This window comes from Corynebacterium sp. AOP12-C2-36, from assembly GCF_052379185.1.
Taxonomy (GTDB): Bacteria; Actinomycetota; Actinomycetes; order Mycobacteriales; family Mycobacteriaceae; genus Corynebacterium.
Map to the genome: position 1 here is coordinate 36,988 of NZ_JBQSYJ010000014.1, position 18,165 is coordinate 55,152.

Sequence of the window (18,165 nt, forward strand, 5' to 3'; positions counted from 1 at the left end):
TGTCGATATTGCCAGCTGAGCGTATGTTTTCAGTAGCTTCGCGTATGGCTCGCGGAGATGGGCCCGTTACCTGGACGAAACCACTCCTGGTGGGCGGCGAAGCGAGAGGCGAGGAGGGCGGGGCCGTGGGCAGGGACGTGTGGCGGCAACTGGGCTAGCATGGTGTCGTTCCGGCAGCCCGACCGCGCGAAGCCTGCGCAAGCTGCACATCATTCGGAGGAAGTACCGAGGAGGCGCCCGCCATGGGGTTCTATGAGGATGTTGCTGAGTCGCTGGATGCCGAGGGCATTGAGTCGAGGGTGAATGACGGGACGGTTTTCGTCCCGGTGTCCTCGGACCTCGAGATCCAGTTCGTGGAGATCGGGGAGGGGGTTCCTGCCGGACTGGTGGCGGCGAACGTGTTCCTCGCCATGGCCGACGTCGCCGAGGATGACGAGGAGTTCGAGGCAGCCCTGGTGGGTGTTGTCTTCTCTGTCGAGGAGGCGGTCGCCACCGTTGCCCGCCATATCGCGACCGACCAGGTCGTCGGCGTGATCCGCGACCTGATCGACGGCACGGACTCCAGGATCGTCGACCTGGAGTTCGTGCAGGACCCGGTCGACGCCCTCCGCGTCTCCGCGGAGATCGGGGAGAGCTCGGAGCTGGTCGTCACCCTCGACGGCGAGTCGACCGAACCGACGGCACGCGTCGAGTTCATCTCCCTTGGCGACGGGTTCGAGGACCTCATGGACGAGGCAATCGCCGACGTCTGGGACGGCGACTCGGTGGGCGAGGAGTACTCGGAGATGGAACGCCAGGCCATGTTCCGTGGGCTGGTCAGCAACGTCGCGGAGATGTCCGAGGAGGTCCTTGACCTCGGCGTGTACACCGACTTCGACCGGCTCTTCGACGTCCTCGCCCTGGCGCAGGTCCAGGCCCCGGACTGGGAGGCTCTCCTGGTTCCGCTGGAAACCCTGTGGGAGGAAGACGACGAAGACGATGAAGACGATGATGGGGACGGTCAGGCCGCGGTGCCGTGACCGGGTTCGGGTGCTGACGCGCGGCCGGGTTCACCGCTCAGGAGGGCGTGCCACGTCCACTCCATGAGTCCGTCGGTCCGGGCGGGCCCGCCGCAGGACTCCTGTGACACCCAGAGCACGTGGCCGCAGACGAGCTGGCCGCCCTGGCCGTCCTCGGCACCCTCGCCGGTCTCATCGGCGTCGGACCTGAGCGTCCGACGGAACAGCGAGTGCACGTCCGTGGTCATGTTCCGGGCGGACGCGGTCAGCTTCGACTTCTCCGCCCTGGCGGTCAGGGTGACCAGGTGGACGGGTGACGGCGGTGGGGTCTCGTCCGGTCCGGCCCCCGTGAGCCTGCGCCACATGGTGGTGGAGACCCGGTGACGTGACATGAACACCTGTGCGGGGCCGGAGGGGAGTGCGATGCGCAGGGACGGGGCCGTCCAGCCGGGGGAGACGCGGATACGGCTGCGCGGGTGGCGCAGGACCGTGGCGCACCGCTCGGCGGCACGGGAGACGGACGGTGCCGGCCTCAGTGCACTGAGCGGCCGACGCATCAGGACGTGGATGGACGGTGTCGTGGGTGTGGTGGTGTTCTCCATGCCGGGAACACTACGGCCGGCCGCGGACATGAATCCGCGACCGGCCGTGGTCAATCGAACATCCGTTCGAAAATAGTGCTGAGGTCAGTAGAGGTCCACCGGTGCGACACGCTGGGGGAACACCCGCGGACGCGCGCCGGCGATCTCCTCGACGATGCGGATCACCTGGTTGGAGTAGCCGTACTCGTTGTCGTACCACACGTAGACCACCAGGTTACTGCCCTCGGCGATGGTGGCGAGACCGTCGACGATGCCGGCGTGGGTGGAGCCCACGAAGTCGGTGGAGACCACCTCGGGGGACTTGATGTAGTCGATCTGCTGACGCAGGTTCGAGTGCAGGGCGACCTTGTGGAGGTAGTCGTTGACCTCGTCGCGGGTGGTCTCGGTGTCGAGGTTGAGGTTCAGCACCGCCATCGAGACGTCCGGGGTGGGGACGCGGATGGCGTTGCCGGTGAGCTTTCCGCCGAGCTCCGGCAGCGCCTTGGCCACGGCCTTGGCGGCGCCGGTCTCGGTGATGACCATGTTCAGACCCGCGGCACGTCCGCGCCGGTCGCCCTTGTGGAAGTTGTCGATGAGGTTCTGGTCGTTGGTGAACGAGTGCACCGTCTCGACGTGGCCGTGGCTGATGCCGTAGCGGTCGTTGATCACCTTGAGCACCGGCGTGATCGCGTTGGTGGTGCAGGACGCGGCGGACAGGATGCGGTCCGAGTCGTCCTCGGTGATGTCGTCGTGGTTGATCCCGTAGACCAGGTTGCACACGTCGCCCTTGCCGGGCGCGGTCAGCAGGACCTTGGCCACACCGTTGGCCGCGAGGTGCTGGGAGAGTCCCTCGCGGTCGCGCCAGCGGCCGGTGTTGTCGACGAGTACCGCGTTGTCGATGCCGTAGGAGGTGTAGTCCACGGACGCCGGGTCGTTGGAGTAGATGACCTGGATCGGGGTGCCGTTGGCCCAGATGATCTCGTTGTCGTGGTCGACGGAGATCGTCCCGTCGAAGGCGCCGTGCACCGAGTCACGACGCAGCAGGCTGGCGCGCTTCTCCAGGTCGTCGTCGCCGTTGCGTCGCACGACCATGGCGCGCAGACGCACGCCGCCGTAGGCGGCTTCGCGGGCGATGAGGATGCGGGCGAGCAGGCGTCCGATACGTCCGAAGCCGTACAGGACGACGTCCGTCGGATCCTTCTCGGTGTGGGCGCCGACGACCTCGGCGAGCTCACGCTCGAGGTAGTCGCGCAGTGTGCCGGCGGACTCGCCCTCGGCCTCGTAGCCGGTGGCCAGGCGTCCCAGGTCGATCGAGGCGCTGCCGAGGTTCATCTCCACCAGCTCCTGCAGGATCGGCAGGGTGGAGCTCAGCGGCAGCTCACGGTCGGTCACCAGACGTGCGTAACGGTGCGACTTGATCACGTCGACACCGGTCACGTTGATCAGCAGGCGACCGAAGACGGACGTGACGACGTTGTGCTCCCGGTGCAGGCGGGAGAGGAGCGGGAGGATCTGCTCGGCAAGCAGGATGCGGGAGTTCCAGTCGCTCTGGGAATCGGTGGCCGGTGCACTCATGGGTGTGGGAGCTCCTAGGGGGCGGTCGTGATGGTCCCCGGTAAGGGGGTAGAAGGACACTACAAAGGTAAGGGAACGGACGTACGGAGAGCTACTCGCCCCCGATGTCATCCCCCCGCTGCGGGGAGTCGGACGCTGGATCAGACGCGGCGGCGGCCGCGCGGCGCCGGGTGAGGGGGTAGAGCGCGGTCATCGCGACCAGGAAGATCACCCCCGCCCAGAGGGCGGAGTGGTACTCGTCCATCCAGACCATCGTCCCGAAGGTGATCAGAATCACCCCGATGGCGAAGAACTGGCCCACCGGCCACAGCGGGACCGGGAACGCCGGGGGAGTGCCGTCGTCCTTCGTCACCGCGTTCCTGCCGTAGCGGCTGCCGAGGTGGGCGAGCAGGATCATCAGCCAGACGAAGACGGTGGCGAAGGTGGCCAGCGCCGCGATGCTCTGGAACATCTCCGCAGCGGTGCTGCTGGCGAGCTGAAGGGCCACACCGACCAGCAGGACGACCAGCATGACCCCGATCGTGGTCACCGGGACGCCCCGGTGGTTCAGCCGCGCGAAGATCCGCGGGGACAGGCCCTGGCGGGCCATGCCGAAGACCACGCGTCCGGCGCCGTAGAGGTCGGAGTTGATCGCCGAGAGCGCAGCGGAGACCACCACGACGTTCAGTGCCGCCGCGGCCCAGCCGATGCCCAGGTCGCTGAAGATCTGGACGAACGGGGACTCCTCGCCGGTGATCTGCCGCCAGGGGATCACCGCCACGATCACCAGGATCGCCAGCACGTAGAACAGCAGGATGCGCATCGGCACGGTGTTGACGGCCTTGGGGATCGTCTTCTCGTGGTCGGCGGCCTCCCCGGCGGTAACCCCGATGATCTCGGTGCCGCCGAAGGCGAAGAGCACGAGGATCAGGGCGCTGAACACGCCGGTCACGCCGTTGGGGAACAGGCCGCCGTCGTTCCACAGGTTGTCGAATCCGGCGGACCCGCCGGTGTCGAGGTTGAAGACCAGGATCGCCGCACCGCCGAGGATCATCGCCACCACGGCCGTGACCTTGATCGAGGTGAACCAGAACTCCAGCTCCCCGTACCAGCGCGCACTGGCCAGGTTCGCCGCGCCGACGATCAGCAGTGCCACGGAGACCCAGACCCAGCCTGGGGTGTCGGGGAACCAGAAGGTCATGTACACCGTGATGGCCGTGAGGTCGGCCAGGCACACGATGATCATCTCGAAGGCGTACATCCAGCCGGTGATGTAGCCGGCCCAGCCGCCCAGGTACCGGCGGCAGTACTCGGCGAAGGACCCGGGGGCGGGGTCGGCGACGGCCATCTCGCCCAGGGCCCGGAGCATGAAGTACACCACGGCGCCGCCGAGCAGGTAGACGAACACCACGCCGGGGCCCGCGGCGCCGATGGCGCCGGACGAACCGTAGAACAGGCCGGTGCCGATCGCGGAGCCCAGTGCGATGAAGTGGATGTGCCGGTGGGTCAGCGTGCGGCGGAGCTGGCGTTCCTGCCGGACGGGGGCGCTTAAGTCACTCACGGACTCACATACTAACCATCGGGGAGTCCTATATCACAGCGCGGGCCGGTCGAATCGCTTTTATGGCGCCGACCACGTACTGTGAGGTCAATGTCTGAAACTGAGAACGTAACCGGCGACGAAAATATGCCGGAAACCTCCCAGTCGTCAGTACCTCAGGAGAATCTGCACGAGGATGCCACCTCCCCGGTCACGGGGTCGTCGGACCTCGGTGACGAAGTGGGCGCAGAGATTCCCGAGAGCACTGTGGACGGGGACGTCACCGAGAAGAACATCCAAACAGAAAACGAGAAGAACGGCTTCGACACCCTCGGCCTGCCGCCGAAGATCCTCGAGGCCGTGGAACGGGTCGGCTTCACGACCCCGTCGCCGATCCAGGCGTCCACCATCCCCACCCTCATGGAGGGTCGGGACGTCGTGGGTCTGGCGCAGACCGGTACCGGTAAGACCGCTGCCTTCGCTCTGCCCGCGCTGTCGCGCCTCGACCCCAACCAGCGCACCCCGCAGGTCCTGGTTCTCGCCCCCACGCGAGAGCTGGCCCTGCAGGTCGCCGATTCCTTCGAGACCTTCGCCAAGCAGCTCGGCGGCGTCAGCGTCCTGCCGATCTACGGTGGCGCACCCTACGGTGCCCAGCTGTCCGGCCTGCGCCGTGGCGCCCAGGTCGTCGTCGGCACCCCCGGTCGTGTGATCGACCACCTGGCCAAGGGCAGCCTCGACCTGTCCGGTCTGCGTTTCCTCGTCCTCGACGAGGCCGACGAGATGCTCAACATGGGCTTCCAGGAGGATGTCGAGCGCATCCTGTCCGACACCCCCGACGACCGCCAGGTCGCCCTGTTCTCGGCCACCATGCCGTCGGCGATCCGTCGCCTCTCCAAGCAGTACCTGAACGACGCCGCCGAGATCACGGTGAAGTCCACGCAGCGCACCGCGGAGAACATCGAGCAGGACTACCTGTACGTCACCTACCGCAACAAGCTCAACGCGCTGACCAGCATCCTCGAGGTCACCGACTTCGACGCGATGATCCTCTTCGTCCGTACGAAGAACGACACCGAGGAGGTCGCCGAGAAGCTGCGTGAGCGCGGGTTCGACGCCGCCGCCATCAACGGTGACATCCCGCAGAACCAGCGTGAGCGCACCGTCGACCAGCTCAAGGACGGTCGCCTCGACATCCTCGTGGCCACGGACGTCGCCGCCCGTGGTCTCGACGTGGAGCGCATCACCCACGTCTTCAACTACGACATCCCGCGCGACACCGAGTCCTACGTGCACCGCATCGGCCGTACCGGCCGTGCCGGTCGCCACGGCCGCGCGATCCTCTTCGTCACCCCGCGTGAGGGCCGGCTGCTCAAGAACATCGAGCGGGCCACCAAGTCCAAGCTCAACGAGATCGAGCTGCCGGGCGTCGACCAGGTCAACGAGGCACGCAAGAAGAAGTTCCACGCCTCGATCACCGAGTCGCTCAAGGGCAAGCAGGTCGCGACCTTCCGCGACCTGATCGCCGAGTACGCCACCGAGAACGACGTCGAGCCCACGGAGATCGCCGCGGCCCTGGCCGCCAAGCTCCAGGGCAAGGAGCCGTTCCTGATGGAGGAGATCCAGGAGCCGCCGCGTCGCGAGCGTCGTGACCGCAACGACCGTGGGGACCGTGGCGACCGCCGTGACGGTTTCGACGGCCAGTCCGGTGTGCACCGCCCGTTCAAGGAGCGCTTCAACAAGCAGGCGCCCACGGTCACCGACCGTAACGGCAAGTCCCTCGCGGTCTACCGCATCGGCGTCGGCCACCGGCAGCGCGTGCGCCCGGGAGCCATCGTCGGTGCCCTGGCCAACGAGGGGAACATGAATTCCCGCGACTTCGGCCGGATCAGCATCTTCTCCGAGCACTCCCTGGTGGAGCTGCCGGCCGACCTGCCGCGCGAGACCTTCGAGTCCCTCGACCAGACCCGGATCTCCGGCAAGCTGATCAACATCGAGCCGGATCCCGGCGCCCCCGCCGGACGCCCCGCGCGTACCCGTCAGGACGGCGACCGCGGCGGTGACCGTGGTGGCAACCGCGGCGGCGGGCGTCCCCGCGGCGACCGTAACGATCGCAACGACCGTAACGACCGCGGCAACCGCGGCCGGAACGACCGTGGCAACGGCGGCGGACGTTTCGACCGCGACCGCAGCGACCGCGGTGGACGCGGCAGCTTCCGCGGCAACCGCGGCGCGAAGCGCGACTGACGGTCACAGACCGCACACCCGTCGTGCCGCGTCCGCGTCCGCGGCACTGACGGTGAGCCGGTAGGTCAGGCTCACCACGAGATAGCGCGCGGCATAGGCACAGCCGGCTCCCGAGAGGGAGCCGGCTTTCGCCGTCTGCGGGAGCCATTCACCCAGCGTCCCGTCACTCTTGGCCTGGTTCGCCGCGCCGGAGACCGCCAACAGGTTGACCTCCCGGTCGTTGGCGAAGGCCACGCGCGTCGAGCGCTCCCACCCCCACGCGCCGTGGTCCCACGCCGCGGAGAGGGGGACCACGTGGTCGATCTCCACGTCCCCCGGGCTCAGCGGTCCACCGGTGTACACGTCGGTGGTCTCGCCCGTCGCGACGGGGCAGGAGCCGGGCGTACCGGGGGAGTGGTCGGCGAAGGCGTCCAACAGGACGAGGTGCCGGGTGCTGCACCCCACCCCGTCGCCGTACTGCTGCGACCACCCGCCGAAGTGCTCGCGCGAGTAGCCGAGCACGTGGACGCGGCGCGGGACGGTGCGCAGCTCGTCCAGCGCCGCCGTCACGGACGCGCGGTCGGCGGACGCCGGGGCGTCCTGCGCCCGTCCGGAGGGGGTCAGCACGCAGGCGGCCAGCAGGGCGCCGGCGACGAACAACGGCGGGAACGACGAAACCGGCCGGGGGAGTCTCATGGTGAAGAGAGACTCCCCCGACCGGTCCGGAGGTTCCCGTCCGGGGCAGATCCGCGCGGGGCGCGGGTCAGTGCCCGGGGTGGATCACTGCTAGAGCTTGCCCTCGGCAGACTCTGCCTCGACCTTGGCACGGGCGGCCTCGAGGTCGGCGTCGCCGTTGTCGACGGTGAGCTGGGCGAAGCGCAGGGCCTCGTCGAACTCGTCGGTGATCTCCTTGGAGGGGGCCTTGGTGGCCAGGGTGACGGTGACCATCAGGATGACGTTCAGCGCCACGCCCGGGATCATCTCGTACAGGCCGAAGGGCTTGTCCATGACACCGAACTGCGGCAGGCCACCCCAGATGAAGGCGACGAGCGCGCCGGCGATCATGCCGGCAGCCGCACCCTGGGTGTTGAGTCGACGCCAGTACAGCGAGGCGACGATGACCGGGCCGAAGGCCGCACCGAAGCCGGCCCAGGCGAACTCCACCAGGCCGAGGATCGCGGAATCCGGATCCAGGGCGATGAGCGCGGCGATGATCGCCACGATGACGACCATCGCACGCGACAGGTTCTTCAGCAGCGTGTCCGAGGCGTTCTTGTTGATCATGCCCGCGTAGATGTCCTCCACCAGTGCGGAGGCGACCACGAGCAGCTGCGAGGAGACCGTGGACATGATCGCGGCCAGCACGGCTGTGAGGATCAGGCCGGCGACCAGCGGGTGGAAGAGCACCTTGGCCATGTCCAGGAAGTTGGTCTCGTAGTTCGCCGTGTCGGAGAACATGGCCTCCGGGGTCTGGGCGAAGAAGACCGGGGCGGTCATGGCGATGAACACCGCGCCGATGAGGCACAGGAACATCCAGCTGACGCCCCAGCGACGGCCGGCGACGGCGTCGGACGGCTTACGCATGGCCATGAAGCGAACCACGATGTGGGGCTGGCCGAAGTAGCCGAGGCCCCAGGCGAGGTTCGAGATGATGATGATGAACGCGGCCCAGGTGGTCGTGTCGTTGAACTGGAACAGGTTGTAGAAGTTCGAGTTCGCCGCGACGGCGTTCACTGCGCCGTCGGCCATCGACCCGTAGTCGTTGTCGAGCTGGTAGGTGAAGATGTCCCCCGGGTTGTCCAGGGAGATGATCGCGAAGACGGGCACCAGGATCAGCGCCAGGAACATCATCGAGCCCTGGACCACGTCGGTGTAGGACACCGCGAGGAAGCCGCCGACGAAGGTGTACACCACGGTGACGGCACCGATGATGGCCAGGCCGGTGAGGTAGTCGCCGTCGAAGCTGGACTGGAAGTAACGTCCGCCGGCGACCATGCCGGAGGACACGTAGAAGACGAAGAAAACCAGGATGATGATGCCGGCGACCACACGCAGCGTGTGGCTGTGGTCGCGCAGGCGGTTCTCGAAGAACGACGGCACGGTGATCGAGTTGTTCGACACCTCGGTGTAGCTACGCAGCCGGGGTGCGACCAGCTTCCAGTTCAGCCAGCAACCGATCAGCAGCCCGACGCCCATCCAGATCTCGGAGAAACCTGACATGAACAGTGCGCCGGGCAGACCCATCAGCAGCCAGCCGGACATGTCGGACGCGCCGGCGGACAGTGCGGCGACGAACGGGTGGAGGCCGCGGCCTCCGACCATGTAGTCCTCGTACTTGTCTGTCTTGGTGAAACTCCAGACTCCGATGCCGAGCATCACAGCCAGATAGATCACCATGGCGATAATGAACCAGGTTTGTTCACTCACCGTTGGCCTCCTCAGTAGGTGGTAGCGGTTGATCGTTCAGAATTAGCAGGCGCCACCCCACTACGTGGGGAGGCGACACCCCATCAGGGTTCCATGTCCGCACCGTGATATCCAGCCGGACAGCCAAAAAACCCGAATGTTCCCCCCAGGATTCTGCCAGGATCACGCTGGTATGCCCGTTGTTCGACCGTTCGGGTGCGCGCGTGGTTTCCATGTCCGTGCCCCGTGGTACACAAGGGGAGTGACTGACTACCAGGTTCATCTCCTCTGGCTCAACGGCCAGGGCCTCCACGTCTGGGCGGAACGTGTCGAGGGGCATGCCGCCGTCGTCGACGCGTCCGAGATCGCCGAGGGCGCCCTGCCGGACCGGCTGCGCACGTTGATGACGGCACGCCCGTTGCGCCGCCGGGAACCGGTGCAGGTGGCGACGCCGAAGGGTAAGGTGCTGGCGCTCGACCTGCCCACCCAGGGCTACACGCCCGACCAGGCGCTGGAGGTGCTCGGCGAGTTGTCGCGCCACGTGCGTTCGGCGGGCTCGGACGAGGGGCTGAGCCCGGAGTCACTGTGGTTCATCCGCCTCTACGAGCTCCTCCTGGAGGCGGTCCACGCCGGCCGGGTGATGATGAAGATGCAGTTCGCCGACGGCCGGTGGTTCCCCACCTGGTGTCTGTCCACCAGCGGCGACCACAACCGCGTGGTGCGCGAGTTCCAGGCCGGTGCACCGGCTGTGCTCACCCTCAACGGGGGGCCGGACGTGCTGCTGCGTGCCGCCGACGAACTGGTGCACTGGATGTGCGTGCGGCTGTTGCAGGACCGCATGGAACTGGTCGGAGGACTTCCGGAGAACCACTTCATCCACTCGTTGGTCACCGGGGAGGCCGACAAGCGGGCCAACTCGGCGGTCGCCGAGCTGTTGAACGGCTGGCGTGCCTCGGCCCGCGCGGCGTCCACCCGGCTGGTGCTGTCCCTGGAGGAACCGGACAGTCTCGCCGGCGCGGTGACCCCCGGGCACAACCGGGTGGCGGGCAAGGAGGCCGGGCCGTGTTGGCGCGTGGAGGTCAGGTTGTCGGTGGATGACGGGCCTGCCCAACCGATCAAGGCAGCCGAGGCCACCGGGTCGGTGCGTCAGTCCCTGCGCACCGGGCTCGACCAGGCCTACCGGGCGTGGCCGCAGCTGCGAGAGTACACCTCGGCCGCGGAGGCGTGGCTGCGCACGAAGCTGTGGTTCCCGCCGTCGGAGTCGCTGACCGGGCGACCGGAGAAGGACCGCGTGGTCTACCTCGCGCTGGACATCTCCCAGGTGGAGACCCTGCTGGGAGAGGCCGTCCAGGCGCTGTCCTCCAGCGGCATCGAGGTCCTCGTGCCGCGGGCGTGGTCGCGGGTGCGACCGGACGTGCGGGTCAAGGTCACCCCTGTCGGTCAGGGGCCGGGCTCGGGGAAGATGGGCCTGGACCAGGTCCTGTCGTTCGACTGGTCGATCGCGGTCGACGGGGAGGAGCTCAGCGCCGAGACGATGGAGGAGCTGATGACCAGCGCCTCGTCGATGGTGGAGATTCACGGGCGCTACGTCCGGCTCGACACCAACTCCCTCAACGCCGCGCGCAACTACTTCGCCAGGCTGCGGGACGCGGCGGCGGAGGCGGCGGACGCAGCGTCCGGCGACGGGTCGGACGGTGCGCAGCTCACCCTCGTCGACCTCGTCGACGCGGAGCTGGACTCCCTGTCCGAGGGTGGCCCGGGGATGGAGGAGATCACGGTCGACGCGGAAGGCTGGCTCGACCGGCTCGTTCGTTCCTTCTTCCCGAACCCGTGGAAGGACGAGGGGCGTCCCGCCCTGGCCCCGCCGGAGATCGTCGAGGTCCCCGCCATGGTGCAGTCGACGCTGCGTGACCACCAGCGCCGTGGCCTGAACTGGTTGGTGTGGATGTTCCGGCACCGCATCGGCGCCATCCTCGCCGACGACATGGGGCTGGGCAAGACCCTGCAGGTCCTGAGCCTGCTGGCGTGGGAGCGTGAGGCGGGCGAGGTCGAGGGGCCGACGTTGGTCATCGCGCCCACCTCGGTGCTCGACACCTGGCGTTCGGAGGTGGATCGCCATGTCCCGGGGCTGTCGGTGCTGGTCGACCACGGTTCCCGGAAGGTCGCCGAGAAGGACTTCGTGGAGCGCGCCACGTCCAACGACATCGTGCTCACGACCTACGGCACCGTGGCCCGTAACCCCGCGCGCTACGGCCGGCTCACCTGGGGCCGGGTCGTCGCCGATGAGGCGCAGAACATCAAGAACCCCGGTACCGCGCAGAGTCGGGCGGTGGGCCTGATCCCCGCCGGCCACCGGCTGGCGTTGACCGGTACCCCGGTGGAGAACCGCCTGGCGGAGCTGCATTCGATCCTCAACTTCTGCAACCCGGGGATCCTGGGCAGCGCCCAGGCCTTCCAGAACCGGTTGGCGATGCCGGCGGAGAAGGGGGAGAACGACGACAGCCGCGACCAGTTGCGCAGGCTCGTGGAACCCTTCATCCTGCGCCGGGTCAAGGACGACGAGTCGGTGGGGCTGAACCTCCCGGACAAGCACGAGGTCATCGACCAGGTGCCGCTGACCGAGGAGCAGGCGGCGCTCTACGAGGCGTACACCTCGAGCCTGGAGCGTCGGATCGCCGAGGCGAAGGGCAAGGGTCGCAGCGGGATCATCCTCGGCGCCCTGGTGCGCATCAAGCAGATCTGCAACCACCCGGCGCACTTCACCGGCGACGGGTCCGGGCTGATGAAGAACGGACGGCACCGGTCGAAGAAGGTCGAGCGACTCTTCGAGATCGTGGAGGAGGCACTCGCCAGTGGCCGCAAGGTGCTGGTGTTCACCCAGTTCCCGTCCTTCGGGGCGATGCTCGCTCCGGAACTGCAGCGCAACTTCGGTGAGCTCGCCGACGGTGGTGTCCCGGTGCTGCACGGCGGACTCAGCCGTGGTGAGCGCACGAGGATGGTCGACGGCTTCCAGTCCGACGACGGGCCGAAGGTGATGATCCTGTCGACACGGGCCGGAGGGACCGGCATCACGCTGACCCACGCCAGCGTGGTGGTGCACATCGACCGGTGGTGGAACCCGGCGGTCGAGGACCAGGCCACCGACCGGGCCTACCGGATCGGGCAGGGACGCGAGGTGACCGTCCACAAGCTGGTCTCCGTGGGTACCCTGGACGAACGCATCAACGACATCCTGAGTTCGAAACGTGAGCTGGCGGGAGACATCGTCACCACGGGTGAGGGGTGGATCGCGAAGCTGGACGACGGCGACCTCGCCGAGCTCTGGATGCTCAGGCGCTCCACCGTGGACAGGACGTCCGCCGGCAGCGACAGGGCGGAGCCCGCCACCCGCGGACGCGCCGGTGAGAGGGAAGGGAACGGGGATAACGATGAGTAACCGCTGGGACGAACGTCGCAAGGCCAGGGAGAGGATCGGCATCCCCCAGCCCGAGTGGGGCGACAACGTGGTGTCCGCGGACTTCAGCCGCGGTCGTGGCGCCACGAAGAAGCCGGGACGCGCCCGCCAGCCCGACCCCACGTCACCGGTGCAGCCGGACGGTTCGGACGGCGCGGGCGGCGCGGGCGGCAAACGGGCTCGGCGTGGTACGGGCGCCGAGGAACCCCGGAGTGCCAGGGAGGGGTGGGCCGCCGAGGAGATCATGCGTACCGCCACCGCGCAGGCCGACTCCTCGCGGCTGTCGCGTGGGCGGACCTACTTCCGCGGCGGCCACGCGACCCGGATGGAGTACGAACTCGGGCGGGTCGACGCCCTGGTCAGCGGTACCCAGCTGGAACCTTTCGAGGTGCAGATCCGGTGGCGTCCGCTGACGCGCCGGCAGGTCGACTTCGTCATCGGCGAGTGCAGCGACCAGCCCGACAACGTCCGTCGGCTGCTGGCGGGCATGCGTCCGACGGCGTCTGTGGCCAGTGTGCTGTTCGGCGTCGAGCACTACATGGACTCGTTCTGCACCTGCCCGGACCTCGCGGAGTTCTGCAAGCACCGGGTCTGCGTGGCCTACGCGCTCGCCGAGAGGTTCTCCAAGGACCCCGCGGAGTTCCTCGCATGGCGCGGAGTCGACGTGGAGGAGCTGCTTGCTGCGACCGGAGGCGCGGTCAGCCCCCCGACGGGCTGGTCGGACGAGGACACGGGGAAGGCAGACGGCTCCGGGGACGCCGGGGCGTCCGGGTGGGCTGGGTGCAACGGCAACGGCAACGGCACCGCCAGCGGCAGCGGGGAAGATCATGCAGCCGACGGCTCCGACGGGTCGCAGGAGGACACGACGACCTACACACCGACGGAGTTCTGGGGCGACCCGGAGGCCCTCCCGTCCTGGGGCCCGCTGGAGATGGAGTTCGGCCTCGAGCTGGGGGACACACAGGCCAGGGACCGTGCCCTGCGCAAGTTCAGCTGGAACAACGCCGACCAGCTCCGCGTGCTCGACACGCTGACCCGGTGCTATGAGGCGCTCACCGCCCTGGACGACCCCAGCGAGCCCTACGGGCAGGACGGTCCGCGCGGAGCCGGGGGCAAGGTGTTCGAACGCGAGCCGTGGATGTCCGGGCCGGATGATAGAAGTGGTGACCATGACTGAGACAGCGGCGTTACCCGTGGGCCTGCCCCCTCTGCCGGAGGACGGCGTGTTCCGGTTCATGCACACCTCCGACTGGCAGCTGGGCATGGACCGTTGGTTCCTCGGCGACGAGGCGGGGCCCCGGTACCGGGAGGCACGTCTGGCCGCGGTGGAGCGGCTGCTCGTCACCGCCGGTGAGCGTGGCTGCGCCGCCGTGGTCGTGGCCGGTGACGTCTTCGACGACAACCTCGTCGACCCGGTCACGTGGCGCCGGGCCGTGGACATCCTGCGGCGCAGCCCGGTCCCGGTGTTCCTGCTGCCGGGTAACCACGACCCCTACGACGCAGCCAGTGTCTACCGGTCCCGGGAGTTCGACGACCTCGCGCCGACCGTGCAGGTCCTCACCGACAGCCGGCCGCGTACCGTCGCCCGGGGTGGGGAAGAGGTGGACGGTGCGGTGCCTGCCGAGATCCTCGGCGCGCCTCTGTTGTCGAAGTACATGAGCGCCGACCCGGTGGCCTCCGCGCTGTCCGGGTCGGGCGCTGGAATCAGCTCCGCCGGTACCGGCGATGATGCGGAGGCCGGGGGGCTGGAGCAGAAGCAGCCGGGCGCGGTGCGCATCCTCGTGGGGCACGGCGCGACCCAGTCGCGGACCTCCGGCGGCGACCCGGCGGTCATCGACGTCGACGCCGCCGCAGCGGCCTGCCGTGACGGGGTCATCGACTTCCTCGCCCTGGGCGACACCCATTCGGTGGGGTGCCTGCACCAGGACGGGACCGTCTGGTACTCCGGCAGCCCCGAGGTCACCGACTTCCGTGAGGAGGACGGCGGCGGTGAAGGCCGCTCGGGCCACGCCCTGATCGTGGACATCACCCCGGTAGCCGGCCGGCCCGCGTCCACCGTGGGGGTCGAGGATATCCGCACCGGGCGCTGGCGGTTCCAGGCGTTGTCGGCCCAGATCAACGGTCCACAGGACGTCGAGGAGTGGATCGGCCGACTCGAGGAGATGCAGGAGAAACGCACCACCGTGGTGAAGTACGCGCTGACCGGCACCGTCGACCTGGCGACCGCGGCGGTGCTGGACCAGGAGATGGAACGGATGCGTCCGGCGTTCGCCGCACTGTACGAACGGCAACGGCTGATGGACCTGCACGTCGTCCCGGGCGACCAGGAGCTGGTGGGCGCGGACTGGCCGGGGGTCGTCGGAGTGGCGGCGAGACACCTCGCCGACCGCGGTGCCCACGAGGACGAGACCGCCCAGGACGCGCTTCGCCTGCTCTACCGGCTCAGCGCACAGAAGGGGAGCTAGGAACAAGACGATGCTGAAAATCAGGTCACTGACCCTGTCGCATGTGGCGGGGGTCGAGCACGCCCACGTGGAGTTCCCGGACAACGGGGTGCTCGTGGTCCACGGGCCCAACGAGGTGGGCAAGTCCACCCTGTTGCGCGCGATCCGGCTGCTGCTCGACGACACGCCCACCAGCTCACGCAAGCGGGAGGTCAAGGCGCTCAAGGACGTCGGCGTCGACGAGCCGACCACGATCAGTGCGCAGATGCTCGTCGGGGACATGGAACTGCACCTCACCAAGGCCTACAACAAGGGCACCGGACGGTGTGAACTGCAGGTCAGCTCGCCGCGCGCGGAGAGCCTCACCGGACGTGAGGCCTCCGACCGCTTCGCCGAGATCCTGCGTGGCGAGGTCGACACCGACCTGCTGGACGCCCTCACGGTGGAGCAGGGGGCGAGTCTCGACCAGCTGGCCGCCGCCGGCCTCGGACCGCTGGAACGGGCGCTGGCCGAGGAGACCGGGGTCGACGACCCCGCCGCGGGGGACCAGGGCGACATCGGTGCGGCATCGACCCTGGTCGACCGTATCGCCGCCGAACGGGCCCGCTACTTCACCCCGGGTGGCAGGGCGTCGAAGGAGCTCAAGGCGGCCGACGATGAACTGGCGGTGGCCGAGGACGTGCACCGCACCGCCGAGTACGCCTACGACCAGGCGCAGAAGCTGATCACCGACCTCGAACGCCTGCGTGCCGAGAAGGACGAGGTCACCCGCCAGGAGCCGAAGGCACGTGCCGAGGCGCAATCGACCGCCGCAGACCTGGAGAAGGGCCGTGAGCGCCAGCGCAGGATCGACGAGCACACCCTTGTGGTGACCAGGGCGAAGCAGGCACTGGAACTGGCGGAGCAGCGACTCCAGGTGCGTGAGGACCGGGTGGCCGAACTGACCGAGGCGACCACGGTCCGGGATGTCGCCGCCACGGCCGTCACCGCCGCGACGGAGGCCGCCGACGGGGAACGCCACCGCGAGGCGCAGCTGCGCGAAACACTGGCGCAACTGCGACGCCGTGCCCGCACCCTCTCCGCCTACGGCAGGTACCTCGACGCCAGGGAGCGCCGGGCGGCGGTGGCACAGACCCGCCAGGTACTCGCCGAACAACAGGAGAAGGCGGAGGAGGTCTCCCGGAAGATCGAGGAGACCCGGCGGCAACTCGCCGAGAACCCCGTCACACCGGAGCTGGAGTCGAAGATCCGGCAGGTCGAGGCCGAGCACCACCGGGCCCTCGGTGTCCGTGATGCCTCGGCGACACTCGTCGAGGTCAGCGGGCCGGCGGGGACACACTTCCGCGTGGACGGCGGCGACCACGAACTCGCCGAGGTTCCCGAGAGCCTGCGGGTCACCTCCCCGCGGGCACTGGAGTTCGGCGACGTCACCGTCAGCGTCACCCCGGCCCGGGGCAAGGACGGGCAGCTCGAGAGCGGTGACCTCGACGCCGAGGTCGAGAGGACGCAGACGTCCCTTCGCGCCGCCCTCACCGAGGCAGGGGTCTCCACGATCGAGGACGTGGCGGGGCAGGCAGAGGCCAGGCGTGTGCTCCAGGAGTCGCTCGGGGAACTGCGCATCACCCTGAGCCAGGCCACCGGCGGACTGTCCTTGGACGAGCACCGCCAGAAGATCGAGGAGAACGACCGGGACCACCGCGCCGCCGACACCGCGGCCACCGCCGCCCACGACCTCATCGCCGAGGAGGATCCCGACGGCGAGGTCGAGCTCCCCGACGAGGCCGGTTCCGCGACGTCCGCCCCCTCTGCGACCTCCGGCACCGGTGAGGTGACCCGGCAGGTCGACGAGGCTGAGGCGCAGGCGGAGAAGACCAGGGAGGACCTCGACACCCTGGCACGCACCGGGGCCGTCGCCGTGCTGAACAGCAGGGTGGAGGAACGTGACCGCGCCGACGCCCGGGTGGGCACCATCGCCACGGCCCTGGAGAACATGCGCGCCGACGTCGACGACGACCACCTGCGACAGCAGGTGAGCGGTGCCAGCCAGGACGTTGCCACGGCACAGGGGGAGTTGGACGCCCTGCTCGCAGAGACCGACCACAGCGCCGGCGACCTCGACACGCTCGAAGGGCTCGCCGAGGGTGCCCAGTCACGGGTGAAGCGACTGCGTGACCGCGCCGACCGCATCGGCCACGAGATCTCCGGGGCCAACGGTGCGCTCGGTGAACACAGCGGTGTCGCCGAACGCATGGAGGCGGCCACCTCCCGGCTGCAACGCGCCCGTCGTACCCGGGAACGCGTCCACCGCCAGGCCCAGGCCGCCGACGCACTCCACCAGGCGGTGCAGGCCGCCCGTGACGATGCGCGACGTCGCTACGAGGCGCCCTACCGGGCCTCCGTGGAGAAGCTCGCCCGCACCCTCTACGGCCGGGCGGTCACCATCGAGTTCGACGAGGACCTGCGCATCTCGCGCCGGGTGCTGGACTCCACCGCACTCGACGCCGCGCAGCTGTCCGGCGGCGCCAGGGAACAGCTGTCGATCCTGTCCCGCCTCGCCGTCGCCGACATCGTGGGCAAGGGGGAGGGCGTGCCGGTGGTCATCGACGACGCCCTCGGTTTCGCCGACTCCGCGCGGGTGCAGCGGATGAACGTGGTGCTGTCACAGCTCGGCAGGACCAACCAGATCATCGTGCTCACCTGCGACCCCGCACGGTTCGACGGCGTCCCCGGGGCCACGGTGACCTCCATGGCGCAGCTGCAGGGCTGACATCGAGAAGCGGCCCGACCACCATCGACGATGGTGATCGGGCCGCATCAGTGTGCCCCCGAGACGATTCGAACGTCCGACCGCTGGTACCGGAAACCAGTGCTCTATCCCCTGAGCTACGGAGGCAATGCGGTCACTATAGCACCGCGGATCCGTGCCACCGCAAAACCCCCGGACGGGACGCGATTCGCGGAGTCC

At 68.7% G+C, this 18,165-nt stretch carries 11 protein-coding genes and 1 tRNA gene; 6 read left to right on the forward strand and 6 right to left on the reverse strand.

The window, feature by feature from the left end; genetic code table 11:
- Nucleotides 1–242: 242 nt before the first annotated feature.
- Complete coding sequence (locus tag ACT3UN_RS12385) at nt 243–1,019, forward strand: hypothetical protein (RefSeq protein ID WP_441582150.1); 777 nt, start codon at nt 243–245, stop codon at nt 1,017–1,019.
- Here the strand turns inward: ACT3UN_RS12385 and ACT3UN_RS12390 are convergent.
- From ACT3UN_RS12390 to ACT3UN_RS12400, 3 genes are all read right to left on the reverse strand, one after another.
- A complete protein-coding gene (locus ACT3UN_RS12390; protein WP_444657202.1) occupies nt 1,001–1,600 on the reverse strand; it encodes a hypothetical protein in 600 nt (199 codons plus the stop codon). The genes ACT3UN_RS12385 and ACT3UN_RS12390 overlap by 19 nt on opposite strands.
- Before the next feature lie 84 nt (nt 1,601–1,684).
- A complete protein-coding gene (locus ACT3UN_RS12395) occupies nt 1,685–3,154 on the reverse strand; it encodes a glyceraldehyde-3-phosphate dehydrogenase (RefSeq protein ID WP_444657203.1) in 1,470 nt (489 codons plus the stop codon).
- Between the two features lie 91 nt (nt 3,155–3,245).
- Complete coding sequence (locus ACT3UN_RS12400) at nt 3,246–4,694, reverse strand: amino acid permease (RefSeq protein WP_301441816.1); 1,449 nt, start codon at nt 4,692–4,694, stop codon at nt 3,246–3,248.
- Between the two features lie 90 nt (nt 4,695–4,784).
- Here ACT3UN_RS12400 and ACT3UN_RS12405 point away from each other — a divergent pair, with 90 nt between their 5' ends.
- Entirely contained in the window at nt 4,785–6,917 is a 2,133-nt protein-coding gene (locus ACT3UN_RS12405; RefSeq protein ID WP_301441817.1) for a DEAD/DEAH box helicase, read from the forward strand.
- A gap of 3 nt (nt 6,918–6,920) precedes the next feature.
- On the opposite strand, the gene ACT3UN_RS12410 is transcribed toward ACT3UN_RS12405, so the two are convergent.
- Nucleotides 6,921–7,592 (reverse strand): HNH endonuclease family protein, encoded by a 672-nt coding sequence (locus tag ACT3UN_RS12410; RefSeq protein WP_444626385.1) that lies wholly within the window; start codon nt 7,590–7,592, stop codon nt 6,921–6,923.
- Between the two features lie 90 nt (nt 7,593–7,682).
- Entirely contained in the window at nt 7,683–9,323 is a 1,641-nt protein-coding gene (putP, locus tag ACT3UN_RS12415; RefSeq protein WP_444657204.1) for a sodium/proline symporter PutP, read from the reverse strand.
- 241 nt (nt 9,324–9,564) lie between these two features.
- On the opposite strand from putP, the gene ACT3UN_RS12420 reads away from it, so the two are divergent.
- Genes ACT3UN_RS12420 through ACT3UN_RS12435 form a run of 4 tightly spaced genes read left to right on the forward strand, consistent with a single transcriptional unit; the run spans nt 9,565 to nt 17,967 of the window.
- Nucleotides 9,565–12,738, forward strand: coding sequence for a DEAD/DEAH box helicase (locus ACT3UN_RS12420; protein WP_444657205.1), 3,174 nt, complete (start codon nt 9,565–9,567; stop codon nt 12,736–12,738).
- Nucleotides 12,731–13,933 carry an SWIM zinc finger family protein gene (locus tag ACT3UN_RS12425; RefSeq protein ID WP_301441821.1) on the forward strand — a complete coding sequence of 401 codons (1,203 nt, stop codon included), beginning with the start codon at nt 12,731–12,733 and terminating at the stop codon, nt 13,931–13,933. Before ACT3UN_RS12420 ends, ACT3UN_RS12425 begins: the two co-directional genes overlap by 8 nt.
- Nucleotides 13,926–15,221 carry a metallophosphoesterase family protein gene (locus ACT3UN_RS12430; RefSeq protein WP_301441822.1) on the forward strand — a complete coding sequence of 432 codons (1,296 nt, stop codon included), beginning with the start codon at nt 13,926–13,928 and terminating at the stop codon, nt 15,219–15,221. The genes ACT3UN_RS12425 and ACT3UN_RS12430 overlap by 8 nt, the downstream gene beginning before the upstream one ends.
- 10 nt (nt 15,222–15,231) lie before the next feature.
- Nucleotides 15,232–17,967, forward strand: a complete 2,736-nt coding sequence (locus ACT3UN_RS12435) for an AAA family ATPase (RefSeq protein ID WP_444657206.1) — start codon at nt 15,232–15,234, stop codon at nt 17,965–17,967.
- A gap of 53 nt (nt 17,968–18,020) precedes the next feature.
- Here ACT3UN_RS12435 and ACT3UN_RS12440 read toward each other — a convergent pair.
- Nucleotides 18,021–18,093: transfer RNA gene (locus ACT3UN_RS12440), tRNA-Arg, on the reverse strand.
- Between the last annotated feature and the right edge of the window lie 72 nt (nt 18,094–18,165).